This window comes from Fusibacter bizertensis (assembly GCF_029914245.1).
GTDB classification, from domain to species: Bacteria; Bacillota; Clostridia; order Peptostreptococcales; family Acidaminobacteraceae; genus Fusibacter_C; species Fusibacter_C bizertensis.
This window is the reverse complement of the sequence record NZ_JARYZI010000007.1, coordinates 1-17,584: the sequence shown is the minus strand read 5'-3', so window position 1 is coordinate 17,584 and position 17,584 is coordinate 1. Positions and strand designations below refer to the sequence as shown.

Below are 17,584 nucleotides of genomic sequence, written 5' to 3'. Positions count from 1 at the left end.
AAAAAAAGTTGTTTCTATATTAAATATAAAAACAACCTTTGACATTTCTTATTCGTTTTCTTCTTTCCCTGGCAACGCCTCTTCAAGGTTCTCATTTGAGTTAACAGGGATTTCAGGGATTTCAGGGATTTCAGGGATTTCAGGAATTTCAGGTTTTTCCACTACTTCTGGTTTTACTCTCTTAGCTAGCTCCCCCTCAATCAAGGCTTCTTTTTGATAGCCAAGGAAAAACTTGAGCCAATCCCCTTTACTGGTATAGAGTCCCAATAGTACATAGACACATGCTGTGAAAAAGCCAAGTACCATCATACCGATGATCCAAGCAACTGCTATAGGGATAAAGCGTTCTCTATAGGCAATCCACATTGAGAATAGTGTAAATCCAACATATAGATCAATAAGAGACATTACCCCCCAAGGGTTTTGAAACAATTCGCCACCATCTTTAAAGAAATCTCCGTTTAAAAATCCATTCATCAAGCCTACGGTCATCGCAACAAATCCGACCCATGCTATAATTTTCGATGCTTTCATAACTTATTTCCTCCCTATTACACTCTGTTTTCTGTAGTCTTCTTATATACACTTTACCCTTTTTATCTATGTTGCAATCAATATAATTTGTGCCTTATCTCTAGCCCATGGTCACTTATGAAGTGACTAGTGAAAACCATATGATGCAGATAGGGATAGAAATACCCTTCATTTGTGATATCACTTGATGTTCACTTGATAAATTGCTAAACTATTAACAAAAGTGTCATTTTATTTCTAACGAGGAGGCAAATGATGCGTATGTTGTCATCCGTTCAATTCATATGGGTCTTTTCGATATTAACTTTCACACTTGTCTTACTCATCTTAAACCTAAGGTTATTTATTCGAAGAGGTCGTACACCAGTTACTTTTATCGTTCATGCACTTTCCATCTTCACTGTACTTTTCTTAAGTACAATTTTGATGCGGCATGTAAGTTTTGACATGACTTTTTTTCCACACTATAAACTGCTTGGTGATCTCTTTCTCGCCATGATCATAGCGTTACTTCTAGGCTTTATATATGTCTATTTCCAAACGAAAGCTTTTCATCTCCCCCCTGATCTACATGAGGTTTTTACCCAACTAGAAGACCTGATCCTCGTGTATGATTATAGTGGAAAGTTACACCTCAACAACCATCCCGATCTCTGCAACCGCTACTTCATAAACTTAGTCCCCACACTTGACGAACTTCGCCATAATGGTAAGAACCCCTACGAATGGGAACTCGAAGGCAAAGACAAAACCTATACACTGTGGACTGTGATTACACCCATTTTTTCTAACCTTGAACCTATTGGTACTGCAGTGGTATTCTATGATGTCAGTGTCGAAAAAGCACTCTATCAAGAAATCGAACAAAAAAATAAAGAAATCGAAGTTCATAACGAAAAACTCCGATCCAATCTCTATGTATATGCACAGTATGAAGCTGAAAAGATGAGGCTAGAAGTAATCAGTGAATTACAAGAAAACCTCATCCATAGACTTGAATCTGTAATCTTGAGGATTCAGCGTCTAGAATCCGTCGCAACATCTGATACCATTTCTGACATCGCAGATGAACTTAGAGACGTCTATCAATTGGTTAGACAATCCGTACAAGACATCGCCAATCGCAAAGGGGGATACGATTATGATTAAGATCTTGATCGCTGATGATCAAACACTTTTCCGAAATATGTTAGAAGATGTTTTAAGCCGTGAGGCAACTTTCGACGTGGTAGGTACTGCTTCAAACGGCAATGAGGTAATCACACTTGCTAAGCAGCTCCGCCCCGATATCATACTGATGGATATCAAGATGCCTGAGAAGTCTGGTATACATGCACTTCAAGCCATTAACGCACTTTCCATGCAAACAAAAGTGATCATGCTTACCACTTTCGAAGATGCCCAGAGCATCAGCGATTCTTGTATGATCGGTGCTAAAGGCTACCTCGTTAAAGATATCAAGCCCGAAGTATTGGTCATGTCTATTAAATGCGTTCATAACGACATCGTCACGTTTCACAAAAGTGCCTATGACATCATCTGTACGCAAAGCAACTTATATCATAATACAACCAAAGAACGTTTTACTTTTGGGAGCTTTGAGTTTGATGGCATCGATATCCGCATCATGAGATGCATCACTGAGGGAATGACCAATAGAGAGATCGGTGCACTTTTAAACTACAGTGAAGGGACTATCAAAAACAGAGTTTCTAAAATCCTTGCAACTACTAGTATGTCTGATAGAACTCAAATCTCTGTTTTTGCGATTAAAAACAACATCGTTTAATTTATTATTGGCAGGATCACATGGGTATGAAATCCCATTTGACCATCTGATCTAAATATGGCTTTACCACCAAGGGATTCGGCACGTTGCTGGATCCCTTGTAATCCGTAGTGAAGCTTTATCACTTCACAACCTTTACCATCATCTATTGCAAAAATCTCGATTTGCTTTGCTTGGAATCGAAGGACTATGGTGATATGGGCCGCACTTCCGTGTCTGATGGCGTTGGTTATAGATTCCTGACATAGTCGATATATCGTCTCATTTATCTCGCTTGAAAGTTCTATGGGCTGTCCTTGATACGAAAAATCCAATACTATACTGTCATTTGAAAGTGCCTCTATCGCTTTAATTAAAGACGTCTCTTTTAGCATAGGCATTTCATTTGACAGGGCATTTCTAAGATCTGCAAGGCTATTGATCAACATCTCTTTAATAGATACCAGTTTGGATGTGATATCTCCTTTCTCAGCATCCATAGCTGCAAGCTCTGTCGTCCCGATCACTACTGTCAAACTATGTCCCAATATGTCATGTACGTTTTGTGCAATTCCCGTTTGCAACTTGATCACCGCAAGGTCTCTTTGCTTTGCAGTGATTTCTTCTAGTTGTTCCCTAGCTGCACTGAGTTTATCATTTTGTAGTTTTACTTTTTCACTCAGTTGAATTACTTGAGTAAGCTCAGAAAAGCTCACCATTTTCACGCCATATTTTAAAGGTTTTACCACCACCTTAAAGTGTCTACCACTTGAGGATCTTACTTGAACATGTGTATAGAGGGCATCTCCTTTTATGGCCTGGTACAAGTTTGTTTTGTCTTCTTTAGTGTCAAGCTCCATTACATCCAGTATACCAGTAAGCGTCTTCGTCAGCTGACACTGAGGGAAAAACCTATAAAATGCCGTGTTTCCCCTATAGATACTTTCATCTTCATAAACATAAAAAACACCTTTGCTGATAAATGAAAACGACTTTCTAATCGAAATCGGCGATATATCTAAGAAGCGCTGCCGATAAGCAGTCGCCATAAAAAGTAAAAGCGCAAGCGCAAGTGCAATTGGTGTAATGTCAAATACCGTAAAGGGAAAGAGCCACTCTAGGAAGTCCAACTTAAACGCAATATAGTAGACGTTTAAAAGCATTGCAAGTAAGCTAAGCAGGGCTAAAGCTCTACCTACAAAGGCTTTTCGAGGCTCTTGCCTATACCCTATAACAAGGAGAACGACACCAGCAAAAAGGTAAAGATACTGTAGTGACTGGACCGGAAGAAACCAGGGACCAAATCTATCTCTATAAAAGTCAAAATAACTGTAAAAATTCATATGCAAAGGATTGGTTAAGACAATGATAAAACTGGTTGTTGGTATAATCAATAATAAAAGAATCTTCCACTTTGAAGGTAGTTTTCCAGTCTTATAGCAAAGGGCAAAGATCAGGAAAGCAGCTCCTAGAAATTCCACTGCAAAATACTGAACCACGATAAAAAACCACCGCATATGAATATTGGGTGATACCGTTTTTAAAATTTTTGCAACGAGCCAAAGCGAGATCAACCCCACTACTAAAATATAGGTATTCTTAAGCACTGATTTTTTACCTTTAATGATCAGTACTGCTGCAAATCCAAAAAGCAAAAGAATAGCAACCCAGTGGAATAATACGATGGTATAAATTTCATGAGCTAGTTTATCGGAAACTTCCATTGCATTCACCTCGCGTCTTGTGAAGCCGTCACTGAGAATGACCGCTTTTTATTAAAATGTGTCCTAGATTAACCTCTTGGGCACTTTTAGAGTGCATACTATATGTTCTAAAATTATAGGGTAAACCGATTTCATCAAACATATGTCAGATTCACCTTACAAGGATGGTGCCAAAATGTTAAAATCACACATTGAGATCAAGAAAAACCCCACTGGAAACTACTATTTTATATTTAAAAACAGGCACCATTTTGTTGCTGTTTCAAAAAGTTTTGAAACGCGTATACATTTAGATGAACATCTTAGTTTTTTTAAACAACATGCCAAGGCGGCACATGTCTATGAGGGCGATAGTAATGGTGATTTTCCCGTCTTTCAAGTCATCAGTATCGGTGCTAACAACTACCGCTTTCAGTTTCTATCAGATAAAACGCTTCCAATTCTACAAAGTGACCTGTTTACAAACCGTAAGCAGTGTCTCAAATTCTTAAACGAACTGAAAGAACAGATTGAAGAGGCGCATATCTTGGATCTATAACTATTCTATCACCAAGTTCTCTACTTTGTCAGCTTAACCACTATTAGGATACACCTATTTTAAGTCATTATGGAAGTGCCTTTAGTCCAATAAAGTGTTTCGACCTATAAAAAAGAGCAACCTGATCTGACGTTCGATTCGTCACAGGTTGCTCTTTTATAGGTTGACACTGTATCCTAGTTGCTTTATATTACGTTTTTATATTACTGTTTTATACTCATTATGCTTGATTAGACTGTGAATTTTGACACCATCTCTTGAAGACGTTTTGATGCATCGTCAATAATCTTAGCTTGATCCGAAACTGACCTAGATTGCGATGCAATGGTTTCGTTTTTATCCGCGATGTTCATTGTACCTTGTGCAGATTCACTACTTGCGATGCTAATTTCATGAATTGCTTTAGCAATCGTTTCAACTGAAGCTAATAGTTCTTCTGAAGTTGCACTTAAATCAGATGAGATATCATTAAATACTTTAGCATCAACTTCGTACTGTGTACTTGTGTCTACCAAGATATCATAGTCACCAATCACTTTTGATTCAATAAAAGAAACGATCCCTTTTGAATTATTAGCAAGTTCATCTACTATTGCTAGAATTTGCACTGCTACGGTTTGAATTTGTGTCACAGAATTTTTAGATTGCTCTGCGAGCTTTCTAATCTCATCGGCAACTACTGCAAAACCTCTGCCCGCTTCTCCTGCTCTAGCAGCTTCTATCGCTGCGTTTAATGCCAAAAGGTTAGTCTGTTCTGATATTTGTAAAATTGTGTTGGAAAGTACATTGATTTTTTCAACTTCTTTTGTCTTTTCAAGGGCGATATCAAGGTGTGTTTTTGAGTTTTGATAGATATCAATCGCTGTTTGCTTCGAGGTTACTGCGCTCTCGTGAAGTGCTTTTGCTCTCGCATTGATCTGTGTTGATGTCACAGCACCTTCTTGTGCTTTTTCTGCAACACTATTAACTGCATTTTCGATTTCCTTAGTTGTCGCATTGATTTCTTCACTAGATGCAGCCGATTCTTCCATACTAGCAGATAGTTCTTGTGTAGCAGCTGATACATCTTGGATATTATCATTTAGATAAAGTACATTTTGATTGACTGCTTCTACAGATTCACCCATATGACCTGCTTCAGATACAACACCTGAGATGATCTCTTGTAAATTTGCAAGAAACTGATTAACAGAGTCTGTCATTCTCCCGATTTCATCTTTAGAAGTCACTTCAAAACGCTGTGTCAAGTCTCCACCACTTGTTGCAAGCATCTGTAAATTATCATTGAGTTTTTTCACAGGTTTTAGGATCATCACTGAAATGATGAGGCCAAATAAAAATGATATTGCTGCACCTACGATAACCGCTATAGCCGTTGTATTTTGAGTTGTTTTACTTGTATTAACAATATTAGAGATTTCCTCATCTGCTAAAGTGCTGTTTAAATTAACGAGCTTTACCAGTACATCTGCAGCATCGTTATACGATGCTAAATTTGTGATTACTCCTTGCCTAACCAATGCTTGATAGCTAGCTTGTGTCACTTTATCTCTGTATGCTGCTTCTTTCTTTATAAATTCCTGATGATCTCCTAGCCATTTTTGCCATTTTGGCAAAAACTCACTCCAAAGCGCTTCTTCTTCAGCATCTCTAGGCAACTCCTTATAAGTTGTTATATTTGCTTGTGCTCTAAGGTAAGCTACATTCATCGTATTAAGAGCAGCGGATCTTTGATCTCTACTTAGATCTTGAATAAGTAGCACGTTTTCAGCACCATTTATAGCGGTTAGGGCAACATTGATATTGAGAATTGACTTTACACTCGGTAAAATATCAGTCCCTATTTTATTGGATTTTGTATTTAATTGGTTGATACCAATTAAAGCTGTTCCACCTACAAATACAGTGATCAACGCGACAATTATAAAACCACCGAGTATTTTTTTTCTAAGACCAAGGTTACTAATTACTTTAAAATTAATACTTCTCTTTTTTGATTTATCTGATTTCATTTTACTTGCTTTTGGTTTCTGTGATTTTGCTTTTTTAATTCTCGATCTCTTCATTTGTAGGGACTCAGTATTTTTAGTACTCTTCTTACCCAATTTCAATTTCATCCACACGCCTCCTAAGACTAAAGCTTATGCCAACACAATTTGTTTTAAAATTACAGCTATTTGCTTTATCAACTGTTGATTATATATGCTGTATATACACTTAGCAACTCTATTTCGTTATTTTTGTATATAATCTACTATTAATATTATGTAACAATTGAATAGAAATCAAGCAGTGATTTAAAAAAGTCCAAATGAAACATATGCCGTCTCATTTGGACTCAATTTTTAGATCAATTTTTTACCTGTTTGTACTGAAACATTTTTTTATCTGTCGGTTTAACGGCTAACATATATTGCTAATTAAACTTTGAATCTAGCAATCATGCTCTGAAGTTGTTGCGCCATCTCGGATAAATCTTCACTTGCATTTGCAATCTCCAAAGCAGATGCTGATTGTTCTTCTACCGAAGCTGAAGCTTCTTCTGTTGAAGCAGCATTTTCTTCTGCAATAGCAGAAAGTGCTTCTACACGTTCGAGAACCATAAGCTTAGAATTCTCCATACGCTCACTACCTTCTCCTACCACGATCACCATTTGTTCCGTACTATGGATGGCTTCAGAGATACTACTAAAAGTAGATTTTGAAAGAACAACACTTTTTTCTTGTTCTTTTGTAAGTTCTCCCGCTTCTCTCATCTTATCAACTGCCGTTTGAGCATCCATATTTAAGTTGCGTAACATCTCGTCTATGGTTGACGTTGTATTTCTTGATTGTTCAGCAAGTTTTCTGATCTCTTCAGCTACAACAGCAAAACCTCTTCCATGCTCTCCTGCTCTAGCTGCTTCTATAGAAGCATTAAGTGCCAAAAGATTTGTTTGCTCAGAGATTGAAGTGATCATCTGGCTAGCCTCAGCAATTTTTGAAGAACTTTCATTGGTTCTTAAGATACTTTGGTAAACCACTTCTGATGCCTTGCTGTTTTGTTCCGTTTTATCTGTAAGCGATTCCATTACATCTATACCATTGTAGATCAGTTGTCTAATCTCTTGCGTATTAGCTGCAAGTAATTCAACTTGGGTCATATTGTTTTGGATATCACTACTTAAGCGATTGAGTTCATTTGCAGCTTCCATAGTGTTTTCAGCTTGATCTCCTGCACCTTTTGCGATTTCGCCAATCGTTTGTGCAACTTCGCCTGAAGCCGTTGCAGACTGATGCGATGTCGCTGTGAGTTCCTCAGAAGTAGCTGAAACTTGCTCAGCAGTGCTCGAGACATTTACAAGTAGTTCTCTAATGTTTGTCCCCATTGCTGCTAGAGAGCGTGTCATCTCACCGATTTCATCGTTTCTCTTTTGAAGGAAGAGTAACATTTTATCCTCAACAGGTCTAAAATCAAGTGCGGCCTGTCGATCCACGATCGCAGTCATATGGACGATTGGTCTAGCAATCGAAAGTGCTAAAAGTGTCGCTATTATAATAGAAGCAACAATTACACCCACGAGTAAAAAGATAAGTGCAGACATCAATTTACTTGCACCAGCAAAAACTTCTTTCTCAGATGCTGTGTTTACCAAATACCAGTTTGTACCTTCTATAGGTGCAAATGCAACTAAAAGTGCCTTATTATTAAATGTATAGTCTCCATAGCCCGTTTTTTCATCTAAAACTTTTTGGAAGACTTTTGCAACGGGTGCCATCGTTTTATCATTTTTAGCAGCTTCTATTGGTTGAAACTGATCCATAACTCGAGTTCGGTCTGGATGTGCAACAGTGATTCCTTTATCATTAATGATATAGGCATATCCTTCTTCTCCATAACCCATTTCATCAGTGATTTCTGCAAGCGCATTGCCATCACGTCTTGCAATTAGAGCACCTACAACTTTTCCATTTTTCTCAATTGGCACTGCATACATCAGCACAGCAGATTCAGTTACTTTACTGATCAATACATCAGAGACACATGCTTCTCCAGCTAATGCTTTCTGAACATAATCTCGGTCAGATAAGTCCGCAGTTTTACTTTCTAGTATATACTTTGCCTCACCCTTTGTTGAGACGATGGCCATATCCAGATACCCAAGTCTTTCGATATCGCCTTTTATCGAATCTTTTTGTGTTGTAAAATCCATCGTCAAGGTTCGCGCACGATTGGCAATCTCTTGGAGCACCAAAAGTCGGTCATCCACTATGATCTTGATTTTCTCTGCGCCTTGTTCTGTGATCATAAGTAGCGATTTATTGGCTTCTGTGGTCATGGCATTCTTGCTCATGAATAAAGAAACCCCTCCAGTAACTAGTGAAACAATCACAGCAAAAATCGCAATAAATGCAGTGATTTTTCTCGTCAACCCTTTTTTCATCTCTTCTCTCCATTTCAAATAGATTCCTCATATTTTGAATAAAGACTTATGTAATATAGGAAACTGGACGTTATTGGATTTCGTTTTATGGGCACATAAACGTTCACAATAATCAAAGCAACACGTACAATGGTCTATTATATTATTATAATAGGTTAACTATCAAGTTGTCTACAACTCAAAGCAATTATTTGTGATAAAATAATCAATCTTGTCAATTTAGCCTATTTTCTCAAATCAATGTTGCTTCTCATCTATACTTTTGATATAATATCTTTCCCTTACAAATAAATATTCTAGGAGGCACAATGATTGAAATTGAAAATCTTTCAAAAGCATTTCAAGTTGCCAAACGCAAGAAAGGCATGTTTTCTTCCTTTATAAGCAGGGAGCATGAAACTGTCTATGCGTTATCTGATCTCTCTTTCCGCATGAAAAAAGGTGAGATTGTTGGGTATATTGGTCCCAATGGCGCGGGAAAGTCTACCACTATCAAGATCATGAGTGGCATACTTGTTCCCAGTTCTGGCTCTTGTGAAATTATGGGCCTAACCCCATGGCAATCTCGCATTGAACATGTTAGAAACATAGGTGTCGTCTTTGGTCAGAGAACTCAACTTTGGTGGGATGTACCCGTTATAGATTCCTTTGAACTCTTAAAGGATATCTACAAACTCTCTGATCATCAGTACAAACGTTCTCTTGATCAACTAGTTACCTACCTTGATCTTTCACCGTTACTCCATAAACCCGTTAGACAACTCAGCCTAGGGCAAAGGATGCGCTGCGAAATTGCTGCTGCATTACTTCACGAACCGAGTATCTTATTTTTAGATGAACCTACTATAGGACTAGATGCAGTTTCTAAAATCGCTGTACGTAAGTTTATCAAAAAAATCAATGAAGAACGCGGTGTAACAGTGATCCTTACGACTCACGATATGAGCGATATTGAAGCTCTTGCCAATCGATTGATCCTCATCGGTAAAGGAAAAAAACTTTATGATGGAGATCTAAAAAACCTAAAAGAATCCTATGTTAAAAGTAAACGTGTCATCGTCGATTACGAAACTTCTAGCCAAGATTTTTCCCTAAATGGGTGTCAAATCATCTCACAAACATCTGAACGTGCTGTTATAGATGTCAATCTTTCTGAAAACTCTGTTCCCGTTTTGATCCAGCACCTAACTTCATCTTTTAATATCTTAGATATAGCCGTGGAAACACAACCTATCGAAGAAGTGATCGTCAATATGTATAAGGAGTTCTCAATATGAAATGGTATTTTACACTATTAAAGTTGAGACTTACTCAAGGTCTTCAGTACAGAGCAGCAGCTATCGCTGGTGTCGCTACACAGTTCTTTTGGGGCGCAATCTCTATTATGATCTTTGCAACTTTTTATGGTGATGCCTCTGAAGTTAATGGCTTTACAAAGGAACAAATGATCACCTATATATGGCTTCAACAAGCTTTTCTCGTTTTTATTGTCCTTTGGCTAAGAGATAAAGAACTCTTTGAACTCATCCGGACAGGCAATATAGCTTATGAGTTATGTCGTCCATTGAACACCTATGGTTTTTGGTATGTTAAGCTAATTTCATCTAGGCTGTCTTCAGCTATATTAAGGTGCATCCCCATACTATTAATAGCCGTCTTTATGCCGGGACCTTATGCACTGGCACTTCCAAACTCAGCTATCTCTGCACTACTGTTTTTTCTCTCACTGATACTGGGTTTAATTATCAATGTAGCAATCTCTATGTTTATCTATATTTCAGTTTTTATTACACTTTCACCCACAGGTTCCCTGCTTCTTTTTAGTGTCATCGGCGAATTTTTTTCAGGGCTCATTTTACCCATTCCATTGATGCCAACTTGGCTAAGGAATTTTGTGATGATCCTCCCTTTTAGGTATACCGGGGATCTCCCTTTTAGAATTTATTCGGGAAACATCGTTTATTCAGATGCCCTGTTTGGAATCGCTATTCAGGTCATTTGGATAGGTGTTTTGTTGACTTTAGGGCAGGCTGCGATGAAAAAATCGCTCAAGCACCTAACAGTACAAGGGGGTTAAGATGAAACTCTTTCTTAAATATGCAAAGATGTGGTTGAAGTCTCAACTGGAATATCGAACGTCGTTCATTTTGCTTTCAATTGGACAGTTTTTTGTTCCATTTTTTGTCTTTATAGGTATGTATCTATTGTTTGAAAGATTTGATAATCTTGCAGGATGGCGATTTCAAGAGGTTGCTCTTCTCTATGGTAGCATCCATATGGCTTTCTCCATTAGTGAAGCGCTCGTCCGTGGCTTTGATTCCTTTTCAAGCTTGGTAGTCACAGGCGACTTTGATCGCATACTGGTTAGGCCCGTCTCCACTGCACTTCAAGTGCTAGGATCAAAATTTGAATTCACGCGTATTGGCAGACTCATACAAGGTTCGATCATTTTTACCTGGGCAATCATCAACCTTTCAATCACATGGACGTTTTTAAAAATTCTCTGTGTTTTCTTGATGGTTATAGGTGGGATCTTTATTATGTCCGGTTTATTTATCATCTTTGCTACCATGTCGTTTTGGACCATTCAAGGACTGGAAATTGCCAACATATTCACCGATGGTGGACGTGAGATGTCTCAGTATCCACTTTCAATTTATGCTAAAAGTATACAAAAGTTCTTTACCTATGTTGTGCCATTTGCGGTGGTGAACATATTGCCACTGAACTATCTTTTAGATAAACCTGGCTATACTTCTTGGACATATGCGTTTATTCCGCTTGTCGGTGTACTGTTTATCATCCCTTCACTTCTTTTTTGGAATTTCGGTGTAAAGCATTATAAATCTACTGGTTCATAAAAAGAAGGCACTACAATACGCTATGTTATTGTAGTGCTTTTTTTAGGATCATATTCTAGGATATCACCTGGCTGACAATCCAGGACTTCACATATCTTTTCAAGTGTTGAAAAGCGAACTGCTTTAGCTTTTCCTGTCTTTAAGATTGATAAATTCGCCATGGTGACGCCTACCTTTTCAGACAACTCCGTTACACTCATCTTTCTCTTTGCTAGCATCACATCGAGGTTAATCACTATTGCCATATTTCACCTCACACTGTCAAATCAACTTCAGCTTTATACTCAAGTGCTTCCTCAAGTAATAGCTTCAGCAGATTTGCAAAGAACGCTATAATAGATGACATAAAAATAAGTGCTCCAAATGCAAGTACAATCCCAGGATGATTTGCATTTAAAAATGCTAAGATGATCCCAAGCACAAAATAGCTCGCCGCTATTGTCAATCCACAATAACTTATATTTTTAAGTCTCATCACTGATTTTTGACTAAACGCTTCTTGATGATCAATTAGCCTTAGCAAATCAAAGGCTTGAATAAGTGCAAAGTAAAATGGAAGCGTCGTCGCAATCATCCAGATCAACACAGGATACCTTAGGTATGCAAATTCAGGAAAGTTCTCTGCAGTGATCTTGGCCTGTGACGGCAACCAAAGTATGCATAGCCCCGCTATGATACTCCCTATAAGTATAATAAAGCTTCTTAATAATATTTGTTGTACGCGTTTCATAATTCTCTCCTTGAATAGAGCTAAGCCATATGATTGATTCAACTCATAGCTCAACTATCATCATCAATTATCTCATCATCAATTATTCTATCGCCTTAAACTTATCATAAGTATAACCACTTTGTCAACTAAAATGATTGTTTATCAACTAAAATACATTGTTTTAAAATATATTTTTATTGTTTTACGATAAAAAGTGTGGTATTGTATTTTCAAAGATGAGCTTGAGCGGTGAAATTTGAGTGATTTTATTTTAAGGAGGAATTATGTTTGATTTACTAATTATTGGTGCTGGTCCTGCAGGTGCTAATCTAGCAAGGTTGATTGGGGATGATCCCAACGCTTCATACAAAACAGCAATCATTGATAAACGGGCTCTCAATCAGCCTTCTGACCATCGACGTATCAAATCATGTGGAGGTCTCTTGTCACCAGATGCACAGCACATGTTGGCAAAACTCGGTCTTTCTCTTCCTTCTGACATTTTGGATTCACCTCAATTTTTTAAAGTGAGAACCATTGATTTTGACAATCATGTTGAAAGAGATTACAAGCGATTATACTACAATTTTGACAGAGAGAAATTCGATCGGTATCTGTTTAACTCAATTTCAAATCGCGTAGAAAAAATTACTGATGCTGTGGTAAAAAACATTTATGCCATGGATGGTTACTGGGAAGTTGAGTATTTTCAAAATGATGTGATACATCATCTTCAGTCCAAGTGTCTCGTTGCTGCTGATGGTGCAAATTCCTTTACACGCAGAAAAATCGTTGATCCTACAAAAAAAGCAAACTATTTTAGCATTCAGAAAAGTTATGAATCGTCACAAAGACTACCCTATTTTGTTGGAATATTTGATTCTGATGTAAGTGATTATTATTCATGGATGATTCAAAAGAAGAATACTATTTTACTTGGTACTGCTTTACCATGCACTGAAGAAAATCCCCACTTGAAGTTTGAGCTGCTCAAACAAAAAATGAGTACCTATCTAGGCGTTGACTTAGCAGATGAACATTCAGTTGAAGGCGCTTTTATCGAACGAACGATGAGACCTAATGACTTATACTTCACGCACCTTCACAAAACACCTAATGGAAAGCAACTCCCATTAGTGTTAATAGGTGAAGCAGCTGGCGCTACAAGTCCAACTTCCGCTGAAGGCATCAGTTATGCACTAAAAACTTCCTTATTCTTATGCAATGCTCTTGCAACAAGTAAGCTTCACAATTATAGTAAAGTTTTAAGTAGATATGATCATTACTGTGATTCCATTCGTCATAATATTCTATTTAAGAATTTAAAAAGTCCAGGGATGTACGACAAAAGAATCCGTGGTCTTGTGATGAAATCCGGAATTACAGCTATTAAACATGAAAAAGGACCTTCCTTAAGTAAAAGAAAAGTCCTTTATAAAACATGAGTTATCCTTTATATAACATCCTGTCATAGGTGTGGACAAATCCCATCTTTTCGTAGAGTTTCTTCGCTCTACCATTTGGGATGTCTACATGTAGTGATAGGTTTCCACCCGTTTTTTCAATCGCTTGATTGATTAATTCCGTTGCTACGCCTCTTCCAGAGTTACCTTTTTTCACGCCTATATATGCCAGGTGATAGGATGGAATAAACGTTTCAAACCCCATGTGTACGATGATACAGATTCCTTGTATTTCTCCATTTCGAGTTGCTTTAAAGATAAAGCCTTTATCAATGGCTTTTTGTACAGCGTCTTCTGTTTCGCCAATACTGTCATTATAAGGTTCTAGCAGTTTTCTAGTTATCGCTACAACCTCTTCTTTGTCGAGGCCTTTGTTATTAGAAATTTCGTCTAATTCAATCTCATTTCTTCCATCGTTCAGGAACACCAAGTGATTTCCTTTTAGATTATCATGTTTTTGAATCATTGCAGCAATTGAATATGCCTCTGAAGGCTTGATCTTGATATGCTCTAACTTACGAAGAAGCTTTACTGCCTCTTTCAGTTCGTCTTGAGTAATCGCTATAGTATTTGCTTTTGTGGTGGTAACAATCTCATGAATTGATTCAGACTCTTCAAGAACACTTAACTTTGAGCTTGATAATCCACAATGAAATTTGGGCATATGTTCCATTGTACCATCTACCCATTTCCTCATCGCTTCATGGTAGATACTTCTTAATGTATATCCACCATTGATTTGCGTCCATACATTCCCAACAGTTCCAATCTTATCAATGGATTCTTCCATCATCTTCTGGATTGCTAATCCTCTTATAAAAGGTTTCTTTTCCCATTCTGACAGATAGATGTACCCTTGTTCTTGCGCATACTGTTCAAAAACATCATTTGATGAATCATTTTTCTTCACTGGTATGGTAAGCCAGTTGATATCAGGATATTTTTTATAATAAGGCGTCGTTTCTTTTGTTTTAGGCGCATAAATATCAAATTCCTTCGCAGACGCAAAATAATATATAGACTTCAGATATTGTTCTGTACCATATACGAAAATGGATTTCACTTCAACTTCTTCTGCATATTTTACAAGCGCTTCAGCTATCCTATCATTCTTATGTCCTGTTGGATTGCTTCCTTCAAGTTTAAGATAGATTGCGTCTAACCCCAAATACTTCTCAAGATTTTTTGCTCTAAACAATGGTGTCTGACCACTTAAATGCATCTCATACCTCCCAATTTTTTATCTATTCTTATAATAATTATAACGCAACTTGCATATTGCTGCAAATTCCGTACAAAAACGCTGCCTTTTTTCTCGCCATTTTATCAAGAAAATAAACTATTTATTAATTTTTACTATATAAAAATCTTTTTACAAAAAAGCAACATAAATATGTGCTATAATTGAATGATTCAATCTATAACGTTCTATTTTCAACACTTACACCGGCTCTTTTGATGTTGTATATATAAATTTAGTTTGGAGATTTTTCTATGCATATACCTTTTCACAGTAATCAAAATATGGAACTCACTGCTAGAGATAAGTTATACTCTGCCTATTTGCATGTATCTATGATCGTTATCTTACTGTTTTCCACTCTCTTTTTTTTACTAGGCTATTACTTTGCAGCTCTTATACAGTTTCTAATATTTTTTCCATTTATCGCAGCCGCACGCCTTTCGGTTTACAACTTCAACTTTCTATCCAAAATTATCGCAGTTATGGCCTCAATCTTTATCGTTATTCTCCAGACCAATTACTTTTTTACGCCTGCTTCCGGGTTTCAATATATGCTCTTACCCTTGGTAGTTGTACTTTTTCTCATCAATGATTTAAGTCAAACATCCCAGAAAATCTTCTCAATATCATTTTCTTTAGTAATTACTGTTAGCTTTTTTTTAAGTACCAATGTTCAGATTGCTGGTCCTATCGTAGTGATACCAGAGAATCGTCAACTATTGTTTTATAATATGAGTTTGTTGACTGCCTTTATTTCGCTGAGTTTCATGCTATATCTGTATGCATTACAATTGTCTAATAAAGAAAAGGCCTTATCATTCTTAGCAGAATATGATGCGTTGACACTTATCCATAATAGAGGGTACTTTACCAATAAAGGGGAGAATTTGTTTTCAACCTATAAAGAGAAAAAACTCCCCTTATCAGCTATTATTTTTGATATTGATAACTTTAAAGTGATCAATGACACATATGGTCATCACGTAGGTGATCTCGTACTAAAACAACTCTCCCAAACTGTAAAACGACAACTGAATGAAGGCGCAATATTTGCCCGGTATGGTGGTGAGGAATTTTCAATTTTACTAGAAAACACTACTCTTGACGTGAGTTATATCCTCGCTGAACGAATTAGACTCGATGTAGAAAACATGTGTGTCTTACATGGAGATACTTGCATAAAATTTACAGTTAGTCTTGGGATAGCAACGCTATCTGATGCACATCATAAATTCGAAGACATTATGAAAGATGCTGATCGAGCGCTCTACGTCTCAAAGTATAAAGGAAAGAATAAAACTTGGGTCATCAATAATCAGGATGTTCTTCCAATTTTTCCGAACTAAGGTAAGCGTAACATTTAAAGGTATCGCTATCAATAAAATAGGGGTATTATGAAATGATTCTATGATCATTTGCATAATACCCCTTATTTGTTGCTTTAAATTATATATTATTTTTACACCATTTATCTCTTAATGAAGCCTCTGTCTTGTAAAAACTTTAGCATATGTTCGCGTTTTTCCTGTACAAACTTTTTGCTAACTGCTTCAGACCATGAATCTTTAATTTTCCCCTTAGTTCTTTTTACATAATAGTCACTTATCTTAGTATCATACGCTTCAAGAGTGGCTTCATCCATCTCTGAATACTGGTCGACATGATAGACGATCTGTTTAGGCAAGCGCTGCTTAACCTCAGGGTCTTGAGCGGGATAACCCAGACACATGCCGAAGACAGGGTACACTTCCTCCGGGAGTTTAAGCAGTTTTGAAGCCTCTTGCGCGTGGTTGCGTATGCCTCCGATATAGACGCCACCTAGGCCAAGTGACTCTGCCGCAAGCATCGCATTTTGCCCTGCTATAGCAGCATCCACAGTCGCAATTATAAACGTTTCCGTCCAGCCAGATTCATAAGATGAATCCCCTTGATCGCTTTGCAAGACTTTTTCAGATTCACAGACAGTTTTGATGCGGTGAGTATCTCCACAGAACACGAGGAAAATGGGTGATTTTTCAACGTATTCTTGATCGCCACACAGCGTTTTTAGCTGTGCTCTAATCTCTGGATCTTTAACATCAATAATACTATAAGCCTGCAAAAAACTTGACGTTGCAGCAGCTTGCGCTGCGCGTATGATGATATCTAATTCACGCTCATCCACCTTTTGATCAGTGAATTTTCTAATAGAGCGATGTGATAGCATAAGTTCTAAGGTTTGATTCACAATGACACCTCACTAAAATCCTGAAAACAATGAAAGTAACACACCTGCAGATACTGCTGAACCGATTACACCAGCAACGTTAGGTCCCAT

16 protein-coding genes are annotated in these 17,584 nt (G+C 37.4%); 8 read left to right on the top strand and 8 right to left on the bottom strand.

What is annotated here, in order from left to right; all coding sequences use genetic code 11:
- Positions 1 to 48: 48 nt before the first annotated feature.
- A complete protein-coding gene (locus tag QE109_RS11130; RefSeq protein WP_281094584.1) occupies positions 49 to 534 on the bottom strand; it encodes a DUF1475 family protein in 486 nt (161 codons plus the stop codon).
- A 252-nt stretch (positions 535 to 786) separates the two neighbouring features.
- Here QE109_RS11130 and QE109_RS11125 point away from each other — a divergent pair, with 252 nt between their 5' ends.
- Both QE109_RS11125 and QE109_RS11120 read left to right on the top strand, forming a co-directional pair.
- Entirely contained in the window at positions 787 to 1,683 is an 897-nt protein-coding gene (locus QE109_RS11125) for an OmpH family outer membrane protein (RefSeq protein WP_281094582.1), read from the top strand.
- Complete coding sequence (locus QE109_RS11120) at positions 1,676 to 2,323, top strand: response regulator transcription factor (RefSeq protein WP_281094579.1); 648 nt, start codon at positions 1,676 to 1,678, stop codon at positions 2,321 to 2,323. The genes QE109_RS11125 and QE109_RS11120 overlap by 8 nt, the downstream gene beginning before the upstream one ends.
- Here QE109_RS11120 and QE109_RS11115 read toward each other — a convergent pair.
- Complete coding sequence (locus QE109_RS11115; RefSeq protein WP_281094578.1) at positions 2,320 to 4,026, bottom strand: sensor histidine kinase; 1,707 nt, start codon at positions 4,024 to 4,026, stop codon at positions 2,320 to 2,322. The genes QE109_RS11120 and QE109_RS11115 overlap by 4 nt on opposite strands.
- 142 nt (positions 4,027 to 4,168) lie before the next feature.
- On the opposite strand from QE109_RS11115, the gene QE109_RS11110 reads away from it, so the two are divergent.
- On the top strand, positions 4,169 to 4,564 hold the full coding sequence (locus tag QE109_RS11110) for a hypothetical protein (RefSeq protein ID WP_281094577.1): 396 nt from the start codon (positions 4,169 to 4,171) through the stop codon (positions 4,562 to 4,564).
- A gap of 230 nt (positions 4,565 to 4,794) precedes the next feature.
- Here the strand turns inward: QE109_RS11110 and QE109_RS11105 are convergent, their stop codons facing one another.
- On the bottom strand, positions 4,795 to 6,681 hold the full coding sequence (locus QE109_RS11105) for a methyl-accepting chemotaxis protein (protein ID WP_281094576.1): 1,887 nt from the start codon (positions 6,679 to 6,681) through the stop codon (positions 4,795 to 4,797).
- 303 nt (positions 6,682 to 6,984) lie between these two features.
- Entirely contained in the window at positions 6,985 to 8,988 is a 2,004-nt protein-coding gene (locus QE109_RS11100) for a methyl-accepting chemotaxis protein (RefSeq protein WP_281094575.1), read from the bottom strand.
- 308 nt (positions 8,989 to 9,296) lie between these two features.
- Here QE109_RS11100 and QE109_RS11095 point away from each other — a divergent pair, with 308 nt between their 5' ends.
- The 3 genes from QE109_RS11095 to QE109_RS11085 are packed head-to-tail and all read left to right on the top strand — an operon-like array spanning position 9,297 to position 11,849.
- Positions 9,297 to 10,265, top strand: coding sequence for an ABC transporter ATP-binding protein (locus tag QE109_RS11095; protein WP_281094574.1), 969 nt, complete (start codon positions 9,297 to 9,299; stop codon positions 10,263 to 10,265).
- Positions 10,262 to 11,065 (top strand): ABC transporter permease, encoded by an 804-nt coding sequence (locus QE109_RS11090; protein WP_281094573.1) that lies wholly within the window; start codon positions 10,262 to 10,264, stop codon positions 11,063 to 11,065. Before QE109_RS11095 ends, QE109_RS11090 begins: the two co-directional genes overlap by 4 nt.
- Before the next feature lies 1 nt (position 11,066).
- Positions 11,067 to 11,849 carry an ABC transporter permease gene (locus tag QE109_RS11085; protein ID WP_281094572.1) on the top strand — a complete coding sequence of 261 codons (783 nt, stop codon included), beginning with the start codon at positions 11,067 to 11,069 and terminating at the stop codon, positions 11,847 to 11,849.
- A 20-nt stretch (positions 11,850 to 11,869) separates the two neighbouring features.
- Here the strand turns inward: QE109_RS11085 and QE109_RS11080 are convergent, their stop codons facing one another.
- Positions 11,870 to 12,094, bottom strand: coding sequence for a helix-turn-helix domain-containing protein (locus QE109_RS11080; RefSeq protein ID WP_281094571.1), 225 nt, complete (start codon positions 12,092 to 12,094; stop codon positions 11,870 to 11,872).
- Between the two features lie 8 nt (positions 12,095 to 12,102).
- Positions 12,103 to 12,579, bottom strand: coding sequence for a DUF2975 domain-containing protein (locus QE109_RS11075; protein WP_281094570.1), 477 nt, complete (start codon positions 12,577 to 12,579; stop codon positions 12,103 to 12,105).
- Positions 12,580 to 12,845: 266 nt separating this feature from the next.
- On the opposite strand from QE109_RS11075, the gene QE109_RS11070 reads away from it, so the two are divergent.
- Positions 12,846 to 14,006 carry an FAD-binding protein gene (locus QE109_RS11070; protein WP_281094569.1) on the top strand — a complete coding sequence of 387 codons (1,161 nt, stop codon included), beginning with the start codon at positions 12,846 to 12,848 and terminating at the stop codon, positions 14,004 to 14,006.
- A 1-nt stretch (position 14,007) separates the two neighbouring features.
- Here QE109_RS11070 and QE109_RS11065 read toward each other — a convergent pair whose 3' ends face one another.
- Positions 14,008 to 15,246, bottom strand: a complete 1,239-nt coding sequence (locus QE109_RS11065) for a pyridoxal-phosphate dependent enzyme (protein ID WP_281094568.1) — start codon at positions 15,244 to 15,246, stop codon at positions 14,008 to 14,010.
- Between the two features lie 272 nt (positions 15,247 to 15,518).
- On the opposite strand from QE109_RS11065, the gene QE109_RS11060 reads away from it, so the two are divergent.
- On the top strand, positions 15,519 to 16,613 hold the full coding sequence (locus tag QE109_RS11060) for a GGDEF domain-containing protein (protein WP_281094567.1): 1,095 nt from the start codon (positions 15,519 to 15,521) through the stop codon (positions 16,611 to 16,613).
- 122 nt (positions 16,614 to 16,735) lie between these two features.
- On the opposite strand, the gene nfsA is transcribed toward QE109_RS11060, so the two are convergent.
- Positions 16,736 to 17,494: an oxygen-insensitive NADPH nitroreductase gene (gene nfsA, locus QE109_RS11055; RefSeq protein ID WP_281094566.1), complete on the bottom strand. Its 759-nt coding sequence runs from the start codon at positions 17,492 to 17,494 to the stop codon at positions 16,736 to 16,738.
- Between the last annotated feature and the right edge of the window lie 90 nt (positions 17,495 to 17,584).

Bases quoted from the DNA above. Each gene is read 5' to 3' on its own strand.
- QE109_RS11105 (WP_281094576.1), bottom strand. From the start codon at position 6,681: ATGAAATTGAAATTGGGTAAGAAGAGTACTAAAAATACTGAGTCCCTA.
- QE109_RS11120 (WP_281094579.1), top strand. From the start codon at position 1,676: ATGATTAAGATCTTGATCGCTGATGATCAAACACTTTTCCGAAATATG.
- QE109_RS11085 (WP_281094572.1), top strand. From the start codon at position 11,067: ATGAAACTCTTTCTTAAATATGCAAAGATGTGGTTGAAGTCTCAACTG.
- QE109_RS11095 (WP_281094574.1), top strand. From the start codon at position 9,297: ATGATTGAAATTGAAAATCTTTCAAAAGCATTTCAAGTTGCCAAACGC.
- QE109_RS11100 (WP_281094575.1), bottom strand. From the start codon at position 8,988: ATGAAAAAAGGGTTGACGAGAAAAATCACTGCATTTATTGCGATTTTT.
- QE109_RS11075 (WP_281094570.1), bottom strand. From the start codon at position 12,579: ATGAAACGCGTACAACAAATATTATTAAGAAGCTTTATTATACTTATA.
- QE109_RS11115 (WP_281094578.1), bottom strand. From the start codon at position 4,026: ATGGAAGTTTCCGATAAACTAGCTCATGAAATTTATACCATCGTATTA.
- QE109_RS11130 (WP_281094584.1), bottom strand. From the start codon at position 534: ATGAAAGCATCGAAAATTATAGCATGGGTCGGATTTGTTGCGATGACC.
- QE109_RS11080 (WP_281094571.1), bottom strand. From the start codon at position 12,094: ATGGCAATAGTGATTAACCTCGATGTGATGCTAGCAAAGAGAAAGATG.
- QE109_RS11090 (WP_281094573.1), top strand. From the start codon at position 10,262: ATGAAATGGTATTTTACACTATTAAAGTTGAGACTTACTCAAGGTCTT.
- QE109_RS11110 (WP_281094577.1), top strand. From the start codon at position 4,169: ATGTCAGATTCACCTTACAAGGATGGTGCCAAAATGTTAAAATCACAC.
- QE109_RS11060 (WP_281094567.1), top strand. From the start codon at position 15,519: ATGCATATACCTTTTCACAGTAATCAAAATATGGAACTCACTGCTAGA.
- QE109_RS11065 (WP_281094568.1), bottom strand. From the start codon at position 15,246: ATGCATTTAAGTGGTCAGACACCATTGTTTAGAGCAAAAAATCTTGAG.
- QE109_RS11070 (WP_281094569.1), top strand. From the start codon at position 12,846: ATGTTTGATTTACTAATTATTGGTGCTGGTCCTGCAGGTGCTAATCTA.
- QE109_RS11125 (WP_281094582.1), top strand. From the start codon at position 787: ATGATGCGTATGTTGTCATCCGTTCAATTCATATGGGTCTTTTCGATA.